At 37.1% G+C, this 15,681-nt stretch carries 13 protein-coding genes; 9 read left to right on the top strand and 4 right to left on the bottom strand.

All coding sequences use genetic code 11. From position 1 onward, the window contains the following. Positions 1-97: 97 nt before the first annotated feature. The 4 genes from AA637_RS03805 to AA637_RS03790 all read left to right on the top strand — a co-directional run bounded on the left by AA637_RS03805 (position 98) and on the right by AA637_RS03790 (position 4,208). Positions 98-421 carry a phasin family protein gene (locus AA637_RS03805; RefSeq protein WP_446683962.1) on the top strand — a complete coding sequence of 108 codons (324 nt, stop codon included), beginning with the start codon at positions 98-100 and terminating at the stop codon, positions 419-421. A gap of 425 nt (positions 422-846) precedes the next feature. Continuing rightward, on the top strand, positions 847-2,295 hold the full coding sequence (locus AA637_RS03800) for a DUF2808 domain-containing protein (RefSeq protein WP_446683961.1): 1,449 nt from the start codon (positions 847-849) through the stop codon (positions 2,293-2,295). Between the two features lie 70 nt (positions 2,296-2,365). Then, complete coding sequence (locus AA637_RS03795; RefSeq protein WP_446683960.1) at positions 2,366-2,914, top strand: FKBP-type peptidyl-prolyl cis-trans isomerase; 549 nt, start codon at positions 2,366-2,368, stop codon at positions 2,912-2,914. An 88-nt stretch (positions 2,915-3,002) separates the two neighbouring features. Beyond that, entirely contained in the window at positions 3,003-4,208 is a 1,206-nt protein-coding gene (locus tag AA637_RS03790) for a DUF4336 domain-containing protein (RefSeq protein ID WP_446683959.1), read from the top strand. A 110-nt stretch (positions 4,209-4,318) separates the two neighbouring features. Here the strand turns inward: AA637_RS03790 and tpiA are convergent, their stop codons facing one another. From tpiA to AA637_RS03775, 3 genes are all read right to left on the bottom strand, one after another. Beyond that, on the bottom strand, positions 4,319-5,044 hold the full coding sequence (gene tpiA / locus AA637_RS03785; RefSeq protein ID WP_446683958.1) for a triose-phosphate isomerase: 726 nt from the start codon (positions 5,042-5,044) through the stop codon (positions 4,319-4,321). Positions 5,045-5,403: 359 nt separating this feature from the next. Then, positions 5,404-6,405, bottom strand: coding sequence for a cytochrome d ubiquinol oxidase subunit II (gene cydB / locus AA637_RS03780; protein WP_446683957.1), 1,002 nt, complete (start codon positions 6,403-6,405; stop codon positions 5,404-5,406). Positions 6,406-6,496: 91 nt separating this feature from the next. Then, positions 6,497-7,933, bottom strand: coding sequence for a cytochrome ubiquinol oxidase subunit I (locus tag AA637_RS03775; protein ID WP_446683956.1), 1,437 nt, complete (start codon positions 7,931-7,933; stop codon positions 6,497-6,499). A gap of 239 nt (positions 7,934-8,172) precedes the next feature. On the opposite strand from AA637_RS03775, the gene AA637_RS03770 reads away from it, so the two are divergent. From AA637_RS03770 to AA637_RS03760, 3 genes are all read left to right on the top strand, one after another. Beyond that, on the top strand, positions 8,173-9,261 hold the full coding sequence (locus AA637_RS03770) for a mechanosensitive ion channel family protein (protein ID WP_446683955.1): 1,089 nt from the start codon (positions 8,173-8,175) through the stop codon (positions 9,259-9,261). Positions 9,262-9,275: 14 nt separating this feature from the next. Further along, on the top strand, positions 9,276-10,394 hold the full coding sequence (locus AA637_RS03765; protein ID WP_069791608.1) for a mechanosensitive ion channel family protein: 1,119 nt from the start codon (positions 9,276-9,278) through the stop codon (positions 10,392-10,394). Between the two features lie 370 nt (positions 10,395-10,764). After that, positions 10,765-11,739, top strand: a complete 975-nt coding sequence (locus tag AA637_RS03760; protein ID WP_446683954.1) for a hypothetical protein — start codon at positions 10,765-10,767, stop codon at positions 11,737-11,739. A gap of 185 nt (positions 11,740-11,924) precedes the next feature. On the opposite strand, the gene AA637_RS03755 is transcribed toward AA637_RS03760, so the two are convergent. Beyond that, positions 11,925-12,281, bottom strand: a complete 357-nt coding sequence (locus tag AA637_RS03755; RefSeq protein WP_446683953.1) for an iron-sulfur cluster assembly accessory protein — start codon at positions 12,279-12,281, stop codon at positions 11,925-11,927. A 427-nt stretch (positions 12,282-12,708) separates the two neighbouring features. Between AA637_RS03755 and AA637_RS03750 the strand changes: the two genes are divergently transcribed. Then, on the top strand, positions 12,709-13,245 hold the full coding sequence (locus tag AA637_RS03750; RefSeq protein ID WP_069791609.1) for a late competence development ComFB family protein: 537 nt from the start codon (positions 12,709-12,711) through the stop codon (positions 13,243-13,245). A gap of 3 nt (positions 13,246-13,248) precedes the next feature. Further along, positions 13,249-15,585 carry a heavy metal translocating P-type ATPase gene (locus AA637_RS03745; protein WP_446683952.1) on the top strand — a complete coding sequence of 779 codons (2,337 nt, stop codon included), beginning with the start codon at positions 13,249-13,251 and terminating at the stop codon, positions 15,583-15,585. The last annotated feature ends 96 nt before the right edge of the window (positions 15,586-15,681 follow it).

Genomic DNA, 15,681 nt, shown 5'->3' with positions numbered 1-15,681 from the left:
TGGAGAAATTTAGATGAATTAATTAAAGTTTTAATTCTCCTGTGGCTAAATGTAATAATTGAAGGATAACAAAATTAAATTTTACTGTAAATAAATTATGGATAATAACGATTGGCTAAAACAATTATTAATGATTGGTGTCGGCACCACTTCTCTGGCTGCAGAAAAAATTAAGGAAGTAAGCGATCAATGGGTCAAGGATGGTAAGATAAACCCAGATCAGGCTAAGGGCATTGTGGATGATATGATGCAACAAATGCAGTCCGAATCTGGTAATTTTCAAGCTCAAATGGAGCGTCAATTGCGTAATATGTTACAAGATTTAGGAGTACCTAGACAGTCTGAAATGGATGAGTTAAGGGGAAGAATTGATCGTCTTGAGCGTCAAATTCGAGATTTAGAAAATAAATCTTGGCGCTAAATAACATTAAGTAATGGAAGAGTGATAATAAAATTTGAATTGATATTTTCTTTATCATTTTGTAGGAACATCCCATTTTTAACTTCTAAAATTTTAGAGGCAAGGGGTGGAAACCCCTTGTTGAGTAATAAAAAATTATTAATTTGACGTCTTTGTCTGTAATTGTTTAGTTATAGAGAGGTTTGGATTTATTCAGGAGATTTTGCTCCTGATGTTATTTCTGAATCAATTTGCTCCTACTTAAACTCATTTAAGTCCTTTGTGTCAGAGAATTTAGAAGTATAGAGATATTTTCTATTTTTTGGAATGTTAATTTATACTACATAATTAAGAAATAAATTGTTATTTTTATTTATTAGCTATTATTATGAAAAGTGAGCTAGTTTATATAAACTTATCGCCACAAATGAAGTGGGATAAAAGTTATGGTTAAATCTAAGTATCACCCCCATCCCATAAGAACATTATTAACGATCGCCTTTTTACTCCCTTTTTTTCCTGTAAAAGCAAATGTAGAACATGAAGCTCAAGTAGTTAGTCAGGAATATTTAGAAGTAGGAAAATCTAACGATAATTTAATAGCTCAAAGACAAGAGAGACAAAAAAAAGTAGCCTTAATCATTGGCAATGCGCAATATGAACACGCTGCAGTATTGCGTAACCCTCTTAATGATGCCCATGACATGGCACAGAAGTTGGAAGATTTAGGTTTTGAGGTGATTTTAGTAACTGATAGTAGTCTTAGGGCTATGAATGAAGCTCTGGAAAGGTTTTATAATCAGCTAAGTGAAGGCGCCACAGCATTATTTTATTTTGCAGGTCATGGCATCCAATATAATGGGGAAAATTACCTCATTCCTGTAAATGCCCAGCTGACTAGAACCAGTGAAATTGACTATGAAACCCTTGCCCTAGGAAGGGTTTTAGGAACGATGCAAGAGGCGGGTAGTGATGTAAATATAGTAATTTTAGATGCTTGTCGTGATAACCCTTTTGCCCGTAATTTTCGCTCTATTATTCCCCGTGGTTTGGCACCCATCCAAATCAGCCCCGCTGGACTTTTTATTGCTTTTGCCACAGGCCCTGGAAATGTAGCGGAGGATGGCGTTGGGCGTAATGGCACTTTTACCGCCGCAGTTCTCAATAACTTGGATAATGAGAATCAAAATTTAGACACCATGTTTAGTCAGGTAAGATTGGAAGTTTCTCAAGAAACAAATAGCCGTCAAATACCTTGGACTACTTCCTCTGTGGTGGGTGATTTTTACTTGAATGATAATAATGGTAATGTTTCTACTGTGGCAACAACCAATAACCTTTCGACAGTCAATAATCGGGTAGAAAGTCAAAATAGCCAAAGTCGAGATGGAAGTTTACCCCCAGAAAATGATTTTTCTACTCAGATTCAGACTTTAAGGGCGACAAGTAATCGTTTTACACAATCTCCCCCTAGTTTAATAGATTTTAGTACCCCCCATAACACTATCCGCCATCCTAGTCCCACCTACTATGTCACTTTGGATATTCCTGAGCAGTCTTCCCCTCCTTTGGGTAAAGTAACCATCGAGCAACAGCAGGGAGTGGAAAATATTAATTTTGATTTAGCAAAAACTGAGGTATTCTTAGGTAGTAGGGGCGATCGCCAAGAGTTTGTACCCGTTAAAGTGTTCAAAGAAGAAAATTCCAATTTAATCGAAATTCAGTTTGAATCTCCCATAAGAGCAAACAATCAAGTAACTATCGCCCTAAAACCCTACCGAAATCCTAGTTTTACGGGAATATTCCAATTTAGAACCCATGCCTTCCCTGTGGGTAATGATGCCATAGGGTTAAGTTTGGGCATCGGACGATTGCACTTTTATCGCCGCAATTAAAGTTATTCCATAGACATTTGCTCGTTAATCATAGACAATTGAAAATGACTTCAAAGACATTTAATAAAAAATGAAACCGATTGTCATTAGCTTAGGCATTATTTTCGTATGTGCTGGAATGTTAATTTTCTCCGTGATTTTTAACAATAACCCCAGTGCAGTGGCATCAACTACCACCCAAGAAATTCAGGCAGAGTCACCCACTTTGGTGGCCGATGCAAGTAAACTTATGAAAACAGGAAATATGGAAATCGATTTATCTAACGCACAAACTTCTTCTACGGGTTTAATCTCCGTACAAACCGAGGCAGGGGAAGGAGAATCTCCCACTAGGGGGCAAAAAGTAACCGTCCATTACACTGGTTATCTATCAGAGGAAGGATACACAAGAGGCAAAAAATTTGATAGCTCAAAAGATAGAAACCAACCTTTTACCTTTACCATAGGAGTAGGGCAAGTAATTAAAGGATGGGATGAAGGAGTTGCTAATATGAAAATTGGTGACAAAACTACTCTCATTATTCCCCCAGATTTAGGTTATGGTGCTAGGGGCGCTGGTGGTGTCATTCCCCCTAATGCTACTCTTATTTTTGATGTGGAATTATTAGGAATTAATTAAGTAACTATACTTATTTATTTAACAAGGGGTTTAAACCCCTTGTCTCGAAAGTACGAATACCATAGACAAATAAAAAATAAATATTTAATTGTCCATTAACGTGAGTATTAATAGTAATAAAGAGCAAAAATGGGGCTGGTGGTTTCTTTTGCCTCTCTATCCTTATAATCGCAGGGCAACCATCAGAAAGGAAGTATTAAAGGATAAAATTTGGATATTTGAGCAACCCCATGGGTTATTGTATGCGGTGGTGCCTATTCGCATGACAGTAGTTAAGTTGGAGGAGGGAGGATTATTAGTATATTGCCCCATCGCCCCTACCCAAGAATGTGTAAAATTGATCAAAGAATTAGAATCTATCCATGGCAATATTAAATATATTATCCACTCTACGAGTTCAGGATTAGAGCATAAAGTATTTGTACCACCCTTTGCCCGTCGCTTCCTCTACGCCGATATTTATTGTGTGCCAAGTCAATGGACTTTCCCTTTTCGTTTACCATTATCTTGGGTGGGTTTCCCTATCAATAGAACCAAATTTTTACCCCTTGATTGGCGAGAATCTCCCTTTGCAAAGGAGTTTGAATATCATATCCTCGATATTGATTTAACCCAAGGCTCTTTTTCTGAGGTTGCCATGTATCATAAATCATCCCGCACTTTATTGGTGACGGATACGGTTATATCTATTCCCGAAAAACCTCCCGAAATTGTCCAATTAAACCCCTTCCCTTTACTTTTTCATGCCCGTGAAACAGCCCTTGATGATTTGCCTGACAATGAATTTAACCGTCTTAAGGGGTGGCAAAGGGTATGTTTATTTGCCCTTTATTTTCGCCCTAGCATGATTGATACGGTGGGTTTAAAGGAGTTAATTATCAATGCTATAAATGCGCCTAATCGTAGTCGTCGCAATTATTTTGGTATATTTCCTTTCCGTTGGTTATCGGGGTGGCAAATTTCTTTCCTTGCCATTCGGAATCGTCTCCTTGTTGCCCCTATCCTTGAAAGTTTAATCTTACCCCAAGCCTCGAAAAAGGTTTTAAATTGGGCAAATTTGGTATCTTTATGGAATTTTGAGCAGATTATTCCAGCGCACTTTGACGCGCCCATAAAGTCTAATTCTCTTGAGTTTAAAAAGGCTTTTACTTTTATTGATAAAGATAGCACTAACCCTTATTTATTATATCCTAGTGGCGATCGCCAAATATACCTCAAAGACGCTAACTTTATTCAAATTTTAGAAAAAAACCTTGTCAAACTAGGCATCGCTAAACACCCCAAGGATGATTAGTAAAAAATAGATATAGACAATGGACAATTGTTTAAAATGATCGTTAATCAAATTAAACCACTGCCTATTGCCCACCCTAATGACAAATCATACCTAAAATCAGCAACGACTTATTGATAATTTACCAATCTTGCAAAACTATCCGCCTGAAGACTAGCGCCACCTACTAAAGCCCCATCAATGTCAGATTGTGCCATAATTTCATCAACATTTCCAGGATTTACGGAGCCACCATACTGAATAGTGACATCCTTATTGGTTAACTGCCCACGAATCAAACTGATAACCCGATTGGCTTCCGTTGCCTCGCAAGTATCTCCAGTACCAATCGCCCATATGGGTTCATATGCTATAACTAAGTTATCCTGATCAACATCTACCAAACCTTTTTTAAGTTGGTCAAAAATTACTTGCTCAGTTTCCCCCGCATCTCTCTGGGCTTTACTTTCACCCACACACAAAATGGGAGTTAAACCGTGACTTTGTGCCGCCAACAATCTTTTATTGACAGTGTCATCAGTTTCTCCAAAATATTGGCGACGCTCACTATGACCTACAATAACGTAATTTAGACCAATTTCTGTTAACATAGCTCCGGAAATTTCCCCTGTGAAAGCCCCTTCTTCTGCCCAGTGGATATTTTGCGCCCCTAGTTTAACTCGGCTACCATGTAAATTTTTTGACATAAAATTTAAACTGGTGAAAGGTACACATAAAACTACCTCTCTTTTTTCGGGGGTATCTTCTAAGTGAGGTAAAAAACCTTGTAAAAACTCTAAAGATTCTCTCTGAGTTTTGTGCATTTTCCAGTTACCAGCAATAATAATTCTACGCACTTTTTCTCCTATACTTTTATACTTTAATTCAGTTAGTTAATTAAAATTATTAATCTTTTTTTGGCGAAAATTTTTGATAATCCATGGGTTAAAAAACCTCTGGTTATATGAGACAAGATAAATAACAACGGTTAATTATAGTTTTGCACACAAAAACATTAACCAACTGTATCGTAGTACAATATATCGATTGTTTACCCTCTGTCAATGGCAGAGTTGATTCATTATTCAATTTTCTGGTTAGGGCGGGGAATCGAAAATGGTGAATAGGCAATAGTTGTGGTTATTGTTGGGTTTTGTAACCAACTCGATTATCTTCCACAGCCAGTTACCTACCTAACACCTAATACCTCAAATATTTATTCTGCGGTAACTTTGCCACGGAAAACAAAGTAATTATAAACATTATAAAACAACATAATTGGTATTAAAAAGCCGATAAATATTAGCATAAATACCAATGAGCTAGGGGAAGCCGCTGCTTGATATATGGTAATACTTGGAGGGATAATATAGGGAAACACTACTAATGCTAAACCTACAAAAGTTAATAAAAAGATTAAAATAGTGAGAATAAAAGGTGTTCTTTCCTGTTTTTTATTCAGGCTGATAAACAAGAGAATTACTAAACCTAATCCGATAATAGGGATAGCACTAAAGATGTAAATAAATGGTTCTTCAAATAGTCTATTTCGTGCAAAAATAGAGAAAATGGGAGTGACTGTGGTAATGGCGATCGCACCGAGTAACGTAGTAATAGAAGCAAGTTTAGCGGTTTTATAATGGGTTTCTTGTAGAGTATCAGAAGTTTTCATAATAAGATAACAAGAGCCAATTAAAACATAACCCTGAATCAAAGTTAAGGCAATTATAATACTACGCCAATTAAACCAATCCCAAGTTGAGCCAATAAAATGCCCCGTTTCGTCCACATGAATCCCTTCAATTACCCCTGCAAGGGCAAAACCTTGGCCCACTGTCGCCATCAAACTACCAATACCAAAAGCTAAATTCCAGAATAACTTTTGCTCTGAATTTTCCCTAAATTCAAACGCCACCGTGCGAAAAACTAACCCGATTACCATAATCATAATCGGGATATAAAGAGAGCTTAAAATTGTCGCATAGGCAAGGGGAAAAGCTCCAAATAAACTACCCCCCATCAAAATCAACCAAGTGGCATTAGCATCCCATACGTTACTTAAACTCGTCATTAATATACCCCTCCTTTCCTCCGTAGAAGAAGTCAGGGAAAGGATACCCACCCCTAAATCAAAGCCATCTAACATCACATACATGAATAGAAATAACGCCAAAATAGCAAACCACACTAGGGGCAATAAATAATCTAATGATTCCATTACAAAACTTCCTCTTAATCAATTGACAATGAATAATTAATTACCTAACACCTAAAACCTTTACGGACGTAATATAGTACCTCTCTACCACTTAGTTAATGGGGCGACTGTTGGGAATATGGGTAGCAGGATTAACTTCCAAAGGAGTTTTTTCTTCTTTTTTCCCGGGTAATGGTAAATCAAAATTAGGTCCTTTTCTAATGATGCGACTGCCGAAATAGAGGGCAGAAAAGAAAAGTAAGGTATAGATAACGAGGAAAATGCTTAGGGAAGTTAAAACATTACTCGATGGTATATTAGAAACCGCATCCGCCGTGCGAATTTGTCCATAAACAACCCAAGGTTGCCTACCCACACAGCGCACTATCCACCCTGACTCTACCGCCAGATAACCCGTAGGGGCGCTGAATATCCATGCCCACAGGAGTAGTTTTTGGTTTGCCAAATTTTCGGGGGTAAATTTGCCCCTCAGCCATTGAATAACGGATATTCCCATGATGCCCACAAACACAAAGGCAATACCGCTCATGAGACGAAAGGCATAATATACTAAACCTATCATGGAGGGACGATCTTCTGGTTTCCATTCTTTTAAGCCCAATACAGGCTCACTGAGACGGGGTTTAAATTCAAGGATATAACTCAGGGCGTTAGGCACTTTGATTTCCCAGTTATTGCTCTCCATTTTATTATTTGGGGAAGCCAATAGACTCCAATCCGCTTTTTCCCCTGCGGGTACGGTATCCCACAACGCCTCCATGGCGGCTAATTTGGTGGGTTGGTAGTGATACACTTGCTCGGCGCTTAGATGTCCTACATAGACTTGTAAAGGGGTAATGGCGATCGCCATTATTAGCACAATTTTAAGGGAGCGAGTAAAAAAAGCCTGATGACGTTTTTTGAGTAAATACCAAGCACTAATACCGCCAATGACAAACAAAGAAGTTTCGAGAGTAGCCAAAAACATATGGGAGACACTTTTTACCATAAAAGGATTCAACATCCCCTCAAAATAATTGCTTACCACAAATTTCCCCTCCACAAATTCCCCTCCTGCGGGGGTTTGCATCCAAGAATTGGCAATCAAAATCCAAAAGGTAGAAAGGTTTGCCCCAAAAGCCACCAAAATAGTAGCCATATAGTGGATAACAGGATTTACCCTTTCCCAGCCGAATAACATAATGCCCAAGAAACCAGCCTCCAACATAAATGCCATGGTGGCTTCAAAACCGAGAATACTGCCAAAAAAATCTCCCACCGACTCCGAAAAAGGCGCCCAGTTAGTGCCAAATTGAAAAGCCATGGGTGAGCCAGAAGCTACGCCAATACCGAAGTTTAGCACATATAACTTTGCCCAAAAACGAGCGTGATAGTAGTAGTCGGGATTTTTGGTTTTGAGCCATAATCCTTCTACAATTACCAGATAAATAGCCATGCCCGTGGTTAATACAGGCCATAACATATGAAATATTGCCGTAAATGCAAATTGCATTCTTGATAAAACTAGGGTGTCTGAAAGAAAATCCATGATAAAAAATAAGGAGGAATTAAATTCCTTTTCATTCTAATCATTATTTTCCTTTGACTAACTGTCTTTTTTACTTCAAACGCAATACATTTTTTTGTTAATCTTTTCTTAATTTATTTATTGTCAAATATATGTTAGTTATTTTTCAATCTACTCATATCCTAGATAGACTGTTATTGTGAATTGTGATAATAGTTAATATTAATCTTACCTTTGATTGAAGGACAACTTAAAATAACATGGTAGAAACTTTTTTAAAAGCAGATCCAGCCCTACAAATAGGAGTAATAGTTACAGTTATCGTAGCAATATTTGCTATTACTATTTATTTACAAAAATTAGGCAACTTCATTAGTAGCAAATTTATTAGTTCTGATGGTCATAGTTTTTACGCAGATGTCATTAAACCAGATTTAAATTTAGTTATACTGCTATGGTTTTTAGGATTATTAGATATATATATATTGGTAAATGAAGATCCTAAAATAATTGAAGTTAGTGAAATTTTCCTTAGTTTAGCAATATCTTTTTTAACCATTGGCTTAATCACTAGATGGTTTAGAATTTTATTTGATAAATATCTCCTTACTGCTGCCCTTAAAAGTGACAAAAAAATTAATAGTGAATTTTTAATAGTTGGTAAATTTGTTGCTAATGCTGTCATTATTTTACTAATTATTTTTATTTTTTCTCAAGTTCATAGTATTAATTTATTTGGTCTTTTAGCTAGTTTAGGTATTGGGGGATTGGCGATCGCCTTTGCGGCACAAAAAACCCTAGAGCAAGTATTAGGAGGCATCGTAATCTACTTAGATAGACCATTTAGCATCGACGATTATATCGGATTACCTGACGGGGTATTTGGTAAAGTAGAGTCCATAGGACTAAGATCTACTAAAATAAGACTATCAGGAAAAGGAACATTAATGATTATTCCCAATAGTTCATTAACCCAAGCAAATATAGAAAATTATACAGGGGCAAAGAAAATTATTTCTCTAGTTTATTTCACATTTAATACATCTTTAGACGAAGATGAAAGGGCATTAATTAGACAGATAATTATTGAGAGTACAAAGGATGTTTTCGGCATCGATCCTAGAAATACAGGAGTTAAATTTGAAGAAGTAAATCAAAGCAAAAATAAATTTTTGACCCAAGCCCAGGTGAGTTTTTTCCTGCTTGGCTCAGAAAGAGTTTCTATGGATTTACGCAGTCAATTATTAGATATTGCCAAAGAAAATATTACCATACAACTAAAAAATTATGGTATTGACTTTACCATCGAAGACGAAACCATCAATGTAGATTCTCCCATTACTATTTAGTCATAATTTTAAGAATGGAAAATATTATTAACACTATCGAATTTTTACAACAACAAGAAGGTTATCAAATTTTTGCAAACTTTATTTACGAATTTGGTTTTTTTCTTTTTTTCTTATTAATATCCTTTTTTGTGGGTAGATACACCCCATTTTATGTAAAGCTAATTATTTCTAAATTTTCTCAAAAACCATTAAACGAATTTTATCAGGGTATCATCGATCCTCTGCAAAATATTTTTCGCTTAGCAGGAACATTAATTTTATGGTCATTATCTCTCAATTTTATTCGTAATTACGAAGGATTATATAATTTACTAGAATTTATCATTGATTTAAGTTTAATTATAATTATCGCTTGGTTAGCATCCCGTTTATTTCGGCAAATAATCATTATCTATGGCATCAACCTAATTCAAAAATTGGGTAAAGAAGTTGATGAGTTATTGTTAGTAATGGAAACCATTGTTAACGTCTTAATCGGTTTTATCGCCGCCCTTGCCTTTGCCCGAAGATTGGACATTAATCTTGTGGGTTTGTTAGCCAGTGTGGGTTTGGGGGGTGTTGCGATCGCATTTGCCGCCCAAAAAACCCTTGAACAACTTTTGGGTACTTGTGTAATATATTTAGACCGTCCCTTTATCGTCGGAGAGTATATCAGGCTTAATAGTGGATTATATGGCAGAGTAGAATCCATTGGTTTAAGGTCAACAAAAATTAGGCTACCGGGTAAAGGTACCCTAATGATACTACCCAATTCTATGATGGCGAATATTGAAATTGAAAATGTCACAAGGGGTAAAAAAGTAATGGTGTTACTCTATCTCGACTTTGTAAAAACCCTCGAAGATAGTGAAGAAGCCCTAGTACAAGATGTGGTCAAAAAATGTACTAATGCTTTATTTGGAATCGATCCTGATAGTACCAGAGTATCGTTATTTATTCCAGAAAATCAACAACAAACTAGAGCTAGGGTAACATTTTTTATTCTCGGTTCCAATGAAAGTTCCATTAAACTCAGAAAAAGATTATTAGAATTAGCCAACGATAATATCTCTCAACAACTTACTACCCATGGTATAAATTTCGCCATGCAAGAGCCTACCATTTATGTCGATTCCCCTGTTACTCTCTAAACTTGCTATTTTTTCACCTTGTTTTATCAATTACAGACTATGGAAAAAGATCTCTTTTTCAAAAATAAACCTTAAAAAATTTTATGTTACCATTAATGATTCGTTAATCAATCTTACTGTAATATGTAATCCTAAATTGTAAGATAGAAAATACAAAATATATATACATGATGTATTTTTGGCTAGATATTTTGCAATTAAATAACTAAAATAAAATAGCTATTTACTAATATAAATTAGCCTATAAAAAATTAAATTAGATATTTTTGTACTAGATTGTCAAGGATTAAAAAAGATGTATAATGTAATGCCCAGCTCTAAAATGTATTAGGGGCTTACCGTTAATACAAATTCACTAATCAATTCACCAATGAATCAGATCACCGACCAAAAGGCGATCCCGATAGGTTCTGCCATAGTGAGCAAACCTAAAGGAAGTCGTCCAAATTACTTATGCAAAAAAAACAATCTAAATTATATACAAGAATCTGCGATCGCCCTGCTTTATAGTTGTGGAGAAGAAGATAAAAATGAATTATTTTGGGAAAATATATCAGAGCCTTATCGATCAATTTTAGAAGATTGTTACTTGGTAGCAGAAGATAGAAAATTCACAAAATTGAATCAAATTACTAACAATATTAAATATGACAAATTAAACTATATTAAATTAGGAGTTCAACTATATCAGGTCAAATATTATCACCTATATAAAGAAGCCTATCAATCCTTCAAACAATACTGTGAGCAAGAAATTCATTATCCTGTGTGGAGAGCTAATAAAATTATCAAAGCCTCCAAAGTTGCCATTCAGCTAATTAAATATGGATTCAGAATCATACCACAAAATGAAGCCCAAGCACGTCCTTTAGTAAAATTAACAGAGGAAGAATTATACGAAAAATGGCAGGAAGTTTTAGACACTTACCCATTCCATAATATTACTGCAAACAAAATCAAAAAAATAATTTATGGAGATAATAATCCTGAAAAAGGAACTTTAAAATTACCATTATCAATATTAGAAGAAATTGAAGGTAAAGCCCTAGAAAATGGAATGTCCGTAGGAGAGTTATTAACCAAAGTAATTAGAGGAGAAGTAACCATTAATAACGATGGAAGTATCTATAGCCCCCTCAAAGAAGAAGAAAAAATAGAAAAAATTCACCCCCAAATTATGGAAAAATGGGAAGAAGATTTAGAGAATATATCCCTCAAAGAAGATAAAATTGATCATTTTGCAGAAGACTTAGCAGAAGAAATTGACAACACCGCAAAAGACTTTAAATCCGTAATTAAGCAATGCTTTGTTAGAGCTTTTTTACAACCCCTATTAGGCCAATAAAATTTATTAGTAAAAATAGAAAAATGTCACAAAAAAAGATCCCTTGCTCAGCATAGAGAGCAGGGGATTTTTAGATTATGATTCAGTATAAGAACTCAACTTATAAAACAGATCAAATCTTTTGAGTATGCCAAGGGAAATTTAACTGATTATTTAATTTATTTATCCCTTAGCAATAACAGAAATTAGGTAGAAAAAGACTTACCACAACCACAAGTTTGGTTAGCATTGGGGTTGGTAAATTGGAAACCGCCTCCAATCATCGCATCGCTATAATCTAACATCATTCCATAAAGGTATAAAAGACTTTTGCGATCGCACACTATTTTAAAACCTTCATAATCAAACATATCATCATGTTCAGTAACATTATTAATATTTTCAAAATCCATCATGTAGGACATCCCAGAACAGCCACCCTGTCTAACTCCTACCCTCAAACATAAATCCTCATTACCCTGTTGCTGTTTCAGTTTTAAGACGTGTTCGAGAGCCTTGTGGCTCAATTGGATACCTTGATTAGAAATAGTTGATGTTGCCATAAACTCTTGATCCCTTAGCTCTTTGTTATACTCTCTATTCTACATGGTGTCCTCAATAAGCAACAATTTCCTATCACAAAAAATTATCAATTCGTTACCCCAAAGCAATACCAACTAAAGAGCCATAAAGGAAAAGAAGATAACCCGTGACAATCAAATATTTTGCCCCATGAAGACGAGTTTAAGTTAAAATTTTAGTATAGCTCTTAAGCAATGTAACCCTAGGCAAAAAATGGCGAAAACTAAGCCAAATTCAAAGATAAGTCTATGGTGTTAGGTGGTAGGGTATTTCCTCCACAGTGTCACAGAGAAATTAAACCTAGTAAAAAGTTTACTTTGGAAAAGTTTTCCCTCCGTGAAAAAAAATCCTTAGCATCGGTGCCAAGGGAATTGTTAAAATATTTGCTTTCATAAAATTAAAATCTCGATGAATATTAATAAAATTGTTGAACAAGCCCTCGAAAGCGGCTATCTAACCCCCACCATGGAAGCAGAAGTCGGAAGATTGTGCGAAACCTCTGCGGAATTATCCAACGATGAATATTTAGCCCTAGATAAACTCATGGGGGCATTATTGACAGGGGAAGTAGTAGCAATGCCTAGAAAACAATTTATTAACGTCATGGAAGAGTTGGTAGTAAGTGAGGTAATTTCGAGGGTAGCCGAAATAGAAACCACCAGTAACCGCCTCCTAGATGTGGGAGACATTGCCGCCTATGCCCTCAACCGTCTTCCTCCCCTTTATGCCACCACCGAAGAGGGCGCCAGTTTTCAACGGGACAGAGCAAAAACAGAACTAACAGCTATTATCAATAATCAAGTAGAACAAGCAATCTCATTATACCTAGAGCGGCCCAACTTCCATCCCGAAAGACAAGCCCTCAACAAAGGCTCTCAATCTAATAATGTATTTGAGCAAGTTACAAAATTATTACAATCCCAAGCACCCAATTACGAATCATAATTAATGATAACCGTTGCCTCTCCCCAAACCACCGAAGAATATAAAACCCCTAGGGATACCCTTACCCTTGATGTACAAGGTATGAAGTGCGCTGGTTGTGTCAAGGCAGTGGAAAGACAAATTAACCAATATCCAGGAGTAATTTCTGCCACGGTAAATTTAATTACTGCCGTTGCCCTCGTGGAGTATAACCAAGGGCAAATTGAGCCAAATAATCTGGCCCAAAAACTTACTTTAGGGGGTTTTCCCAGTGAGGTGAGGACATCCATTGATGAGCAAGATTGGCAACAGATAAAGGAAAAACAACAGCAAACAGAAGAAAGATTACAGATATTTCAGTTGGCTAGTGCGGTAATTCTGTTAATTTTTTCTACCATCGGACATTTACACCATTTTGGTATCAGTTATCTACACCCCCTGACTAATATTTGGTTTCACTGGGGTTTAGCCACCCTCGCATTAATGATTCCAGGCAGGGAAATTATTTTAAACGGTTGGCAAGGGTTGTGGCATCGTCAACCCAACATGAATAGTTTAATCGGTATCGGCACGGTGTCGGCTTATTTGGCTAGTTGTGTGGCTTTGGTTTTTCCCAATCTAGGCTGGGAGTGCTTTTTTGATGAGCCTGTGATGTTACTCGGTTTTATATTCTTGGGGCGGGTGTTGGAAAGTAGGGCCAGAAATAAAGCCTCGGAAGCCCTTTCGGGATTACTCAGTTTACGTCCTCTATGGGCAAGGATTATCGGTAAAACAAAGGATAGTCAAGATGAGGGGTTAAAGATTCCCTCGAGTCAGGTGAAGCGCCAAGAGTGGGTAAGGGTATTGGAAGGGGAACAATTTCCTGTGGATGGTTACATGGTAAGGGGTGAAACCACCGTGGATGAGTCTATGTTAACGGGAGAATCCATGCCTGTGTATAAGTCTCAGGGAGATGGTATCTGTGCAGGGACAATTAATTTGGGGGGTATGGTGGTGGTGGAAACTACCCAATCAGGCTCGAAAACCATTCTTAGCCAAATTATTTCTATGGTGGAGGAAGCCCAAACCAGAAAAGCCCCTGTACAAAAATTGGCGGATACGGTGTCAGGGTACTTTGCCTATGGTATCATGGCGATCGCCCTTATAACTTTTAGTTTTTGGTATGGCTGGGGTACAAAAAATTGGTCTTATCTCCTAGAAGATTTAGACACCTCCGCCCTCATTCTCAGCCTCAAATTAGCCATTGATGTGCTGGTGATAGCCTGTCCTTGCGCCCTTGGTTTAGCCACCCCCACGGCGATTTTGGTGGGTACTGGGGTAGGGGCCCAGCAGGGGTTATTGATTAAGGGAGGAGATGTGCTAGAACAAGCCCAAAACCTTGATATGATTGTCTTTGACAAAACAGGCACCCTCACTGAAGGGCATCTACAGCTTACGGACATCATCAATTTTAGTGAAGGAAAATTTTCTGAATCCCAACTGTTACAAATGGCTTCTAGTTTAGAAATTGCCTCCAATCACCCCCTCGCCCAAGCACTTTTACGGGAAGCAAAAAAACAAGATTTAGAATTTTTGACCACTAACAACATTCATAATTATCCCAGTCGGGGCATTCGGGGAAGGGTTGATGGACAAAAAGAATTTTATTGTGGCAGTGAATCATGGTTAGAGGAGGAAGGTATTTATTTAGATGACACCGTCAAACAGCAGTCTATCCAACTACAAGATGAGGGTAAAACCGTCATTTACTTGGCACAGGAAAACGCCCCCCTTGCCCTTTTTGCCCTTGCGGATGCCCTACGCCCCCTCGCCCAACAAACCATCGCTCAAATTCAAGCCATGGGTTTAGATGTAATTTTACTCAGTGGCGACCAAAAAAATGTGGTCAGGGCGATCGCCTCTAGCCTAAGCATAAATACTTATTATGGTGGAGTACGTCCCCAAGAAAAAGGACAATTAATTAGGGAATTAAAAGAAAAATATCCCCACAAAACCATCGCCATGGTAGGAGATGGGGTTAACGATGCCCCCGCCATGACAGAAGCCGATTTTGCGATCGCCATGCCCCAAGGCTCAGAAATAGCCATCAAAACAGCCTCCGTAGTCTTAACCAGAAACAAACTCACCGATATTATCACCGCCATCAAACTGAGTAAAAAAACCCTCAGTAAAATCAAACAAAATCTTTTTTGGGCATTAAGTTATAATTTAATTACCATACCCATTGCCGCGGGGGTACTTTTACCAACCTATAAAGTATTACTCAATCCAGCCACCGCAGGGGCATTTATGGCCTTAAGTTCCATTATTGTCGTCACCAACTCCCTACAGCTCAAAAAATGGACAGTTGATAGCAAATAAAGGATAATATAAGTGGTCATGAATTACACAACACTTTTTCTCAATAGGTTAATGTTTATCCTTCCCACAAAGCATTTTATTGTATGCCCATTGGCG

Source organism: Cyanobacterium sp. HL-69 (genome assembly GCA_002813895.1).
In the GTDB taxonomy this organism is placed as follows: Bacteria; Cyanobacteriota; Cyanobacteriia; order Cyanobacteriales; family Cyanobacteriaceae; genus Cyanobacterium.
This window is presented reverse-complemented; position numbering and strand designations above follow the sequence as displayed.

Excerpts from the sequence above, each read along its gene's own strand:
- AA637_RS03805 (WP_446683962.1), top strand. The coding sequence starts at position 98 with ATGGATAATAACGATTGGCTAAAACAATTATTAATGATTGGTGTCGGC.
- AA637_RS03800 (WP_446683961.1), top strand. The coding sequence starts at position 847 with ATGGTTAAATCTAAGTATCACCCCCATCCCATAAGAACATTATTAACG.
- AA637_RS03795 (WP_446683960.1), top strand. The coding sequence starts at position 2,366 with ATGAAACCGATTGTCATTAGCTTAGGCATTATTTTCGTATGTGCTGGA.
- cydB (WP_446683957.1), bottom strand. The coding sequence starts at position 6,405 with ATGGAATCATTAGATTATTTATTGCCCCTAGTGTGGTTTGCTATTTTG.
- AA637_RS03775 (WP_446683956.1), bottom strand. The coding sequence starts at position 7,933 with ATGGATTTTCTTTCAGACACCCTAGTTTTATCAAGAATGCAATTTGCA.
- AA637_RS03770 (WP_446683955.1), top strand. The coding sequence starts at position 8,173 with ATGGTAGAAACTTTTTTAAAAGCAGATCCAGCCCTACAAATAGGAGTA.
- AA637_RS03765 (WP_069791608.1), top strand. The coding sequence starts at position 9,276 with ATGGAAAATATTATTAACACTATCGAATTTTTACAACAACAAGAAGGT.
- AA637_RS03760 (WP_446683954.1), top strand. The coding sequence starts at position 10,765 with ATGAATCAGATCACCGACCAAAAGGCGATCCCGATAGGTTCTGCCATA.
- AA637_RS03755 (WP_446683953.1), bottom strand. The coding sequence starts at position 12,281 with ATGGCAACATCAACTATTTCTAATCAAGGTATCCAATTGAGCCACAAG.
- AA637_RS03750 (WP_069791609.1), top strand. The coding sequence starts at position 12,709 with ATGAATATTAATAAAATTGTTGAACAAGCCCTCGAAAGCGGCTATCTA.
- AA637_RS03745 (WP_446683952.1), top strand. The coding sequence starts at position 13,249 with ATGATAACCGTTGCCTCTCCCCAAACCACCGAAGAATATAAAACCCCT.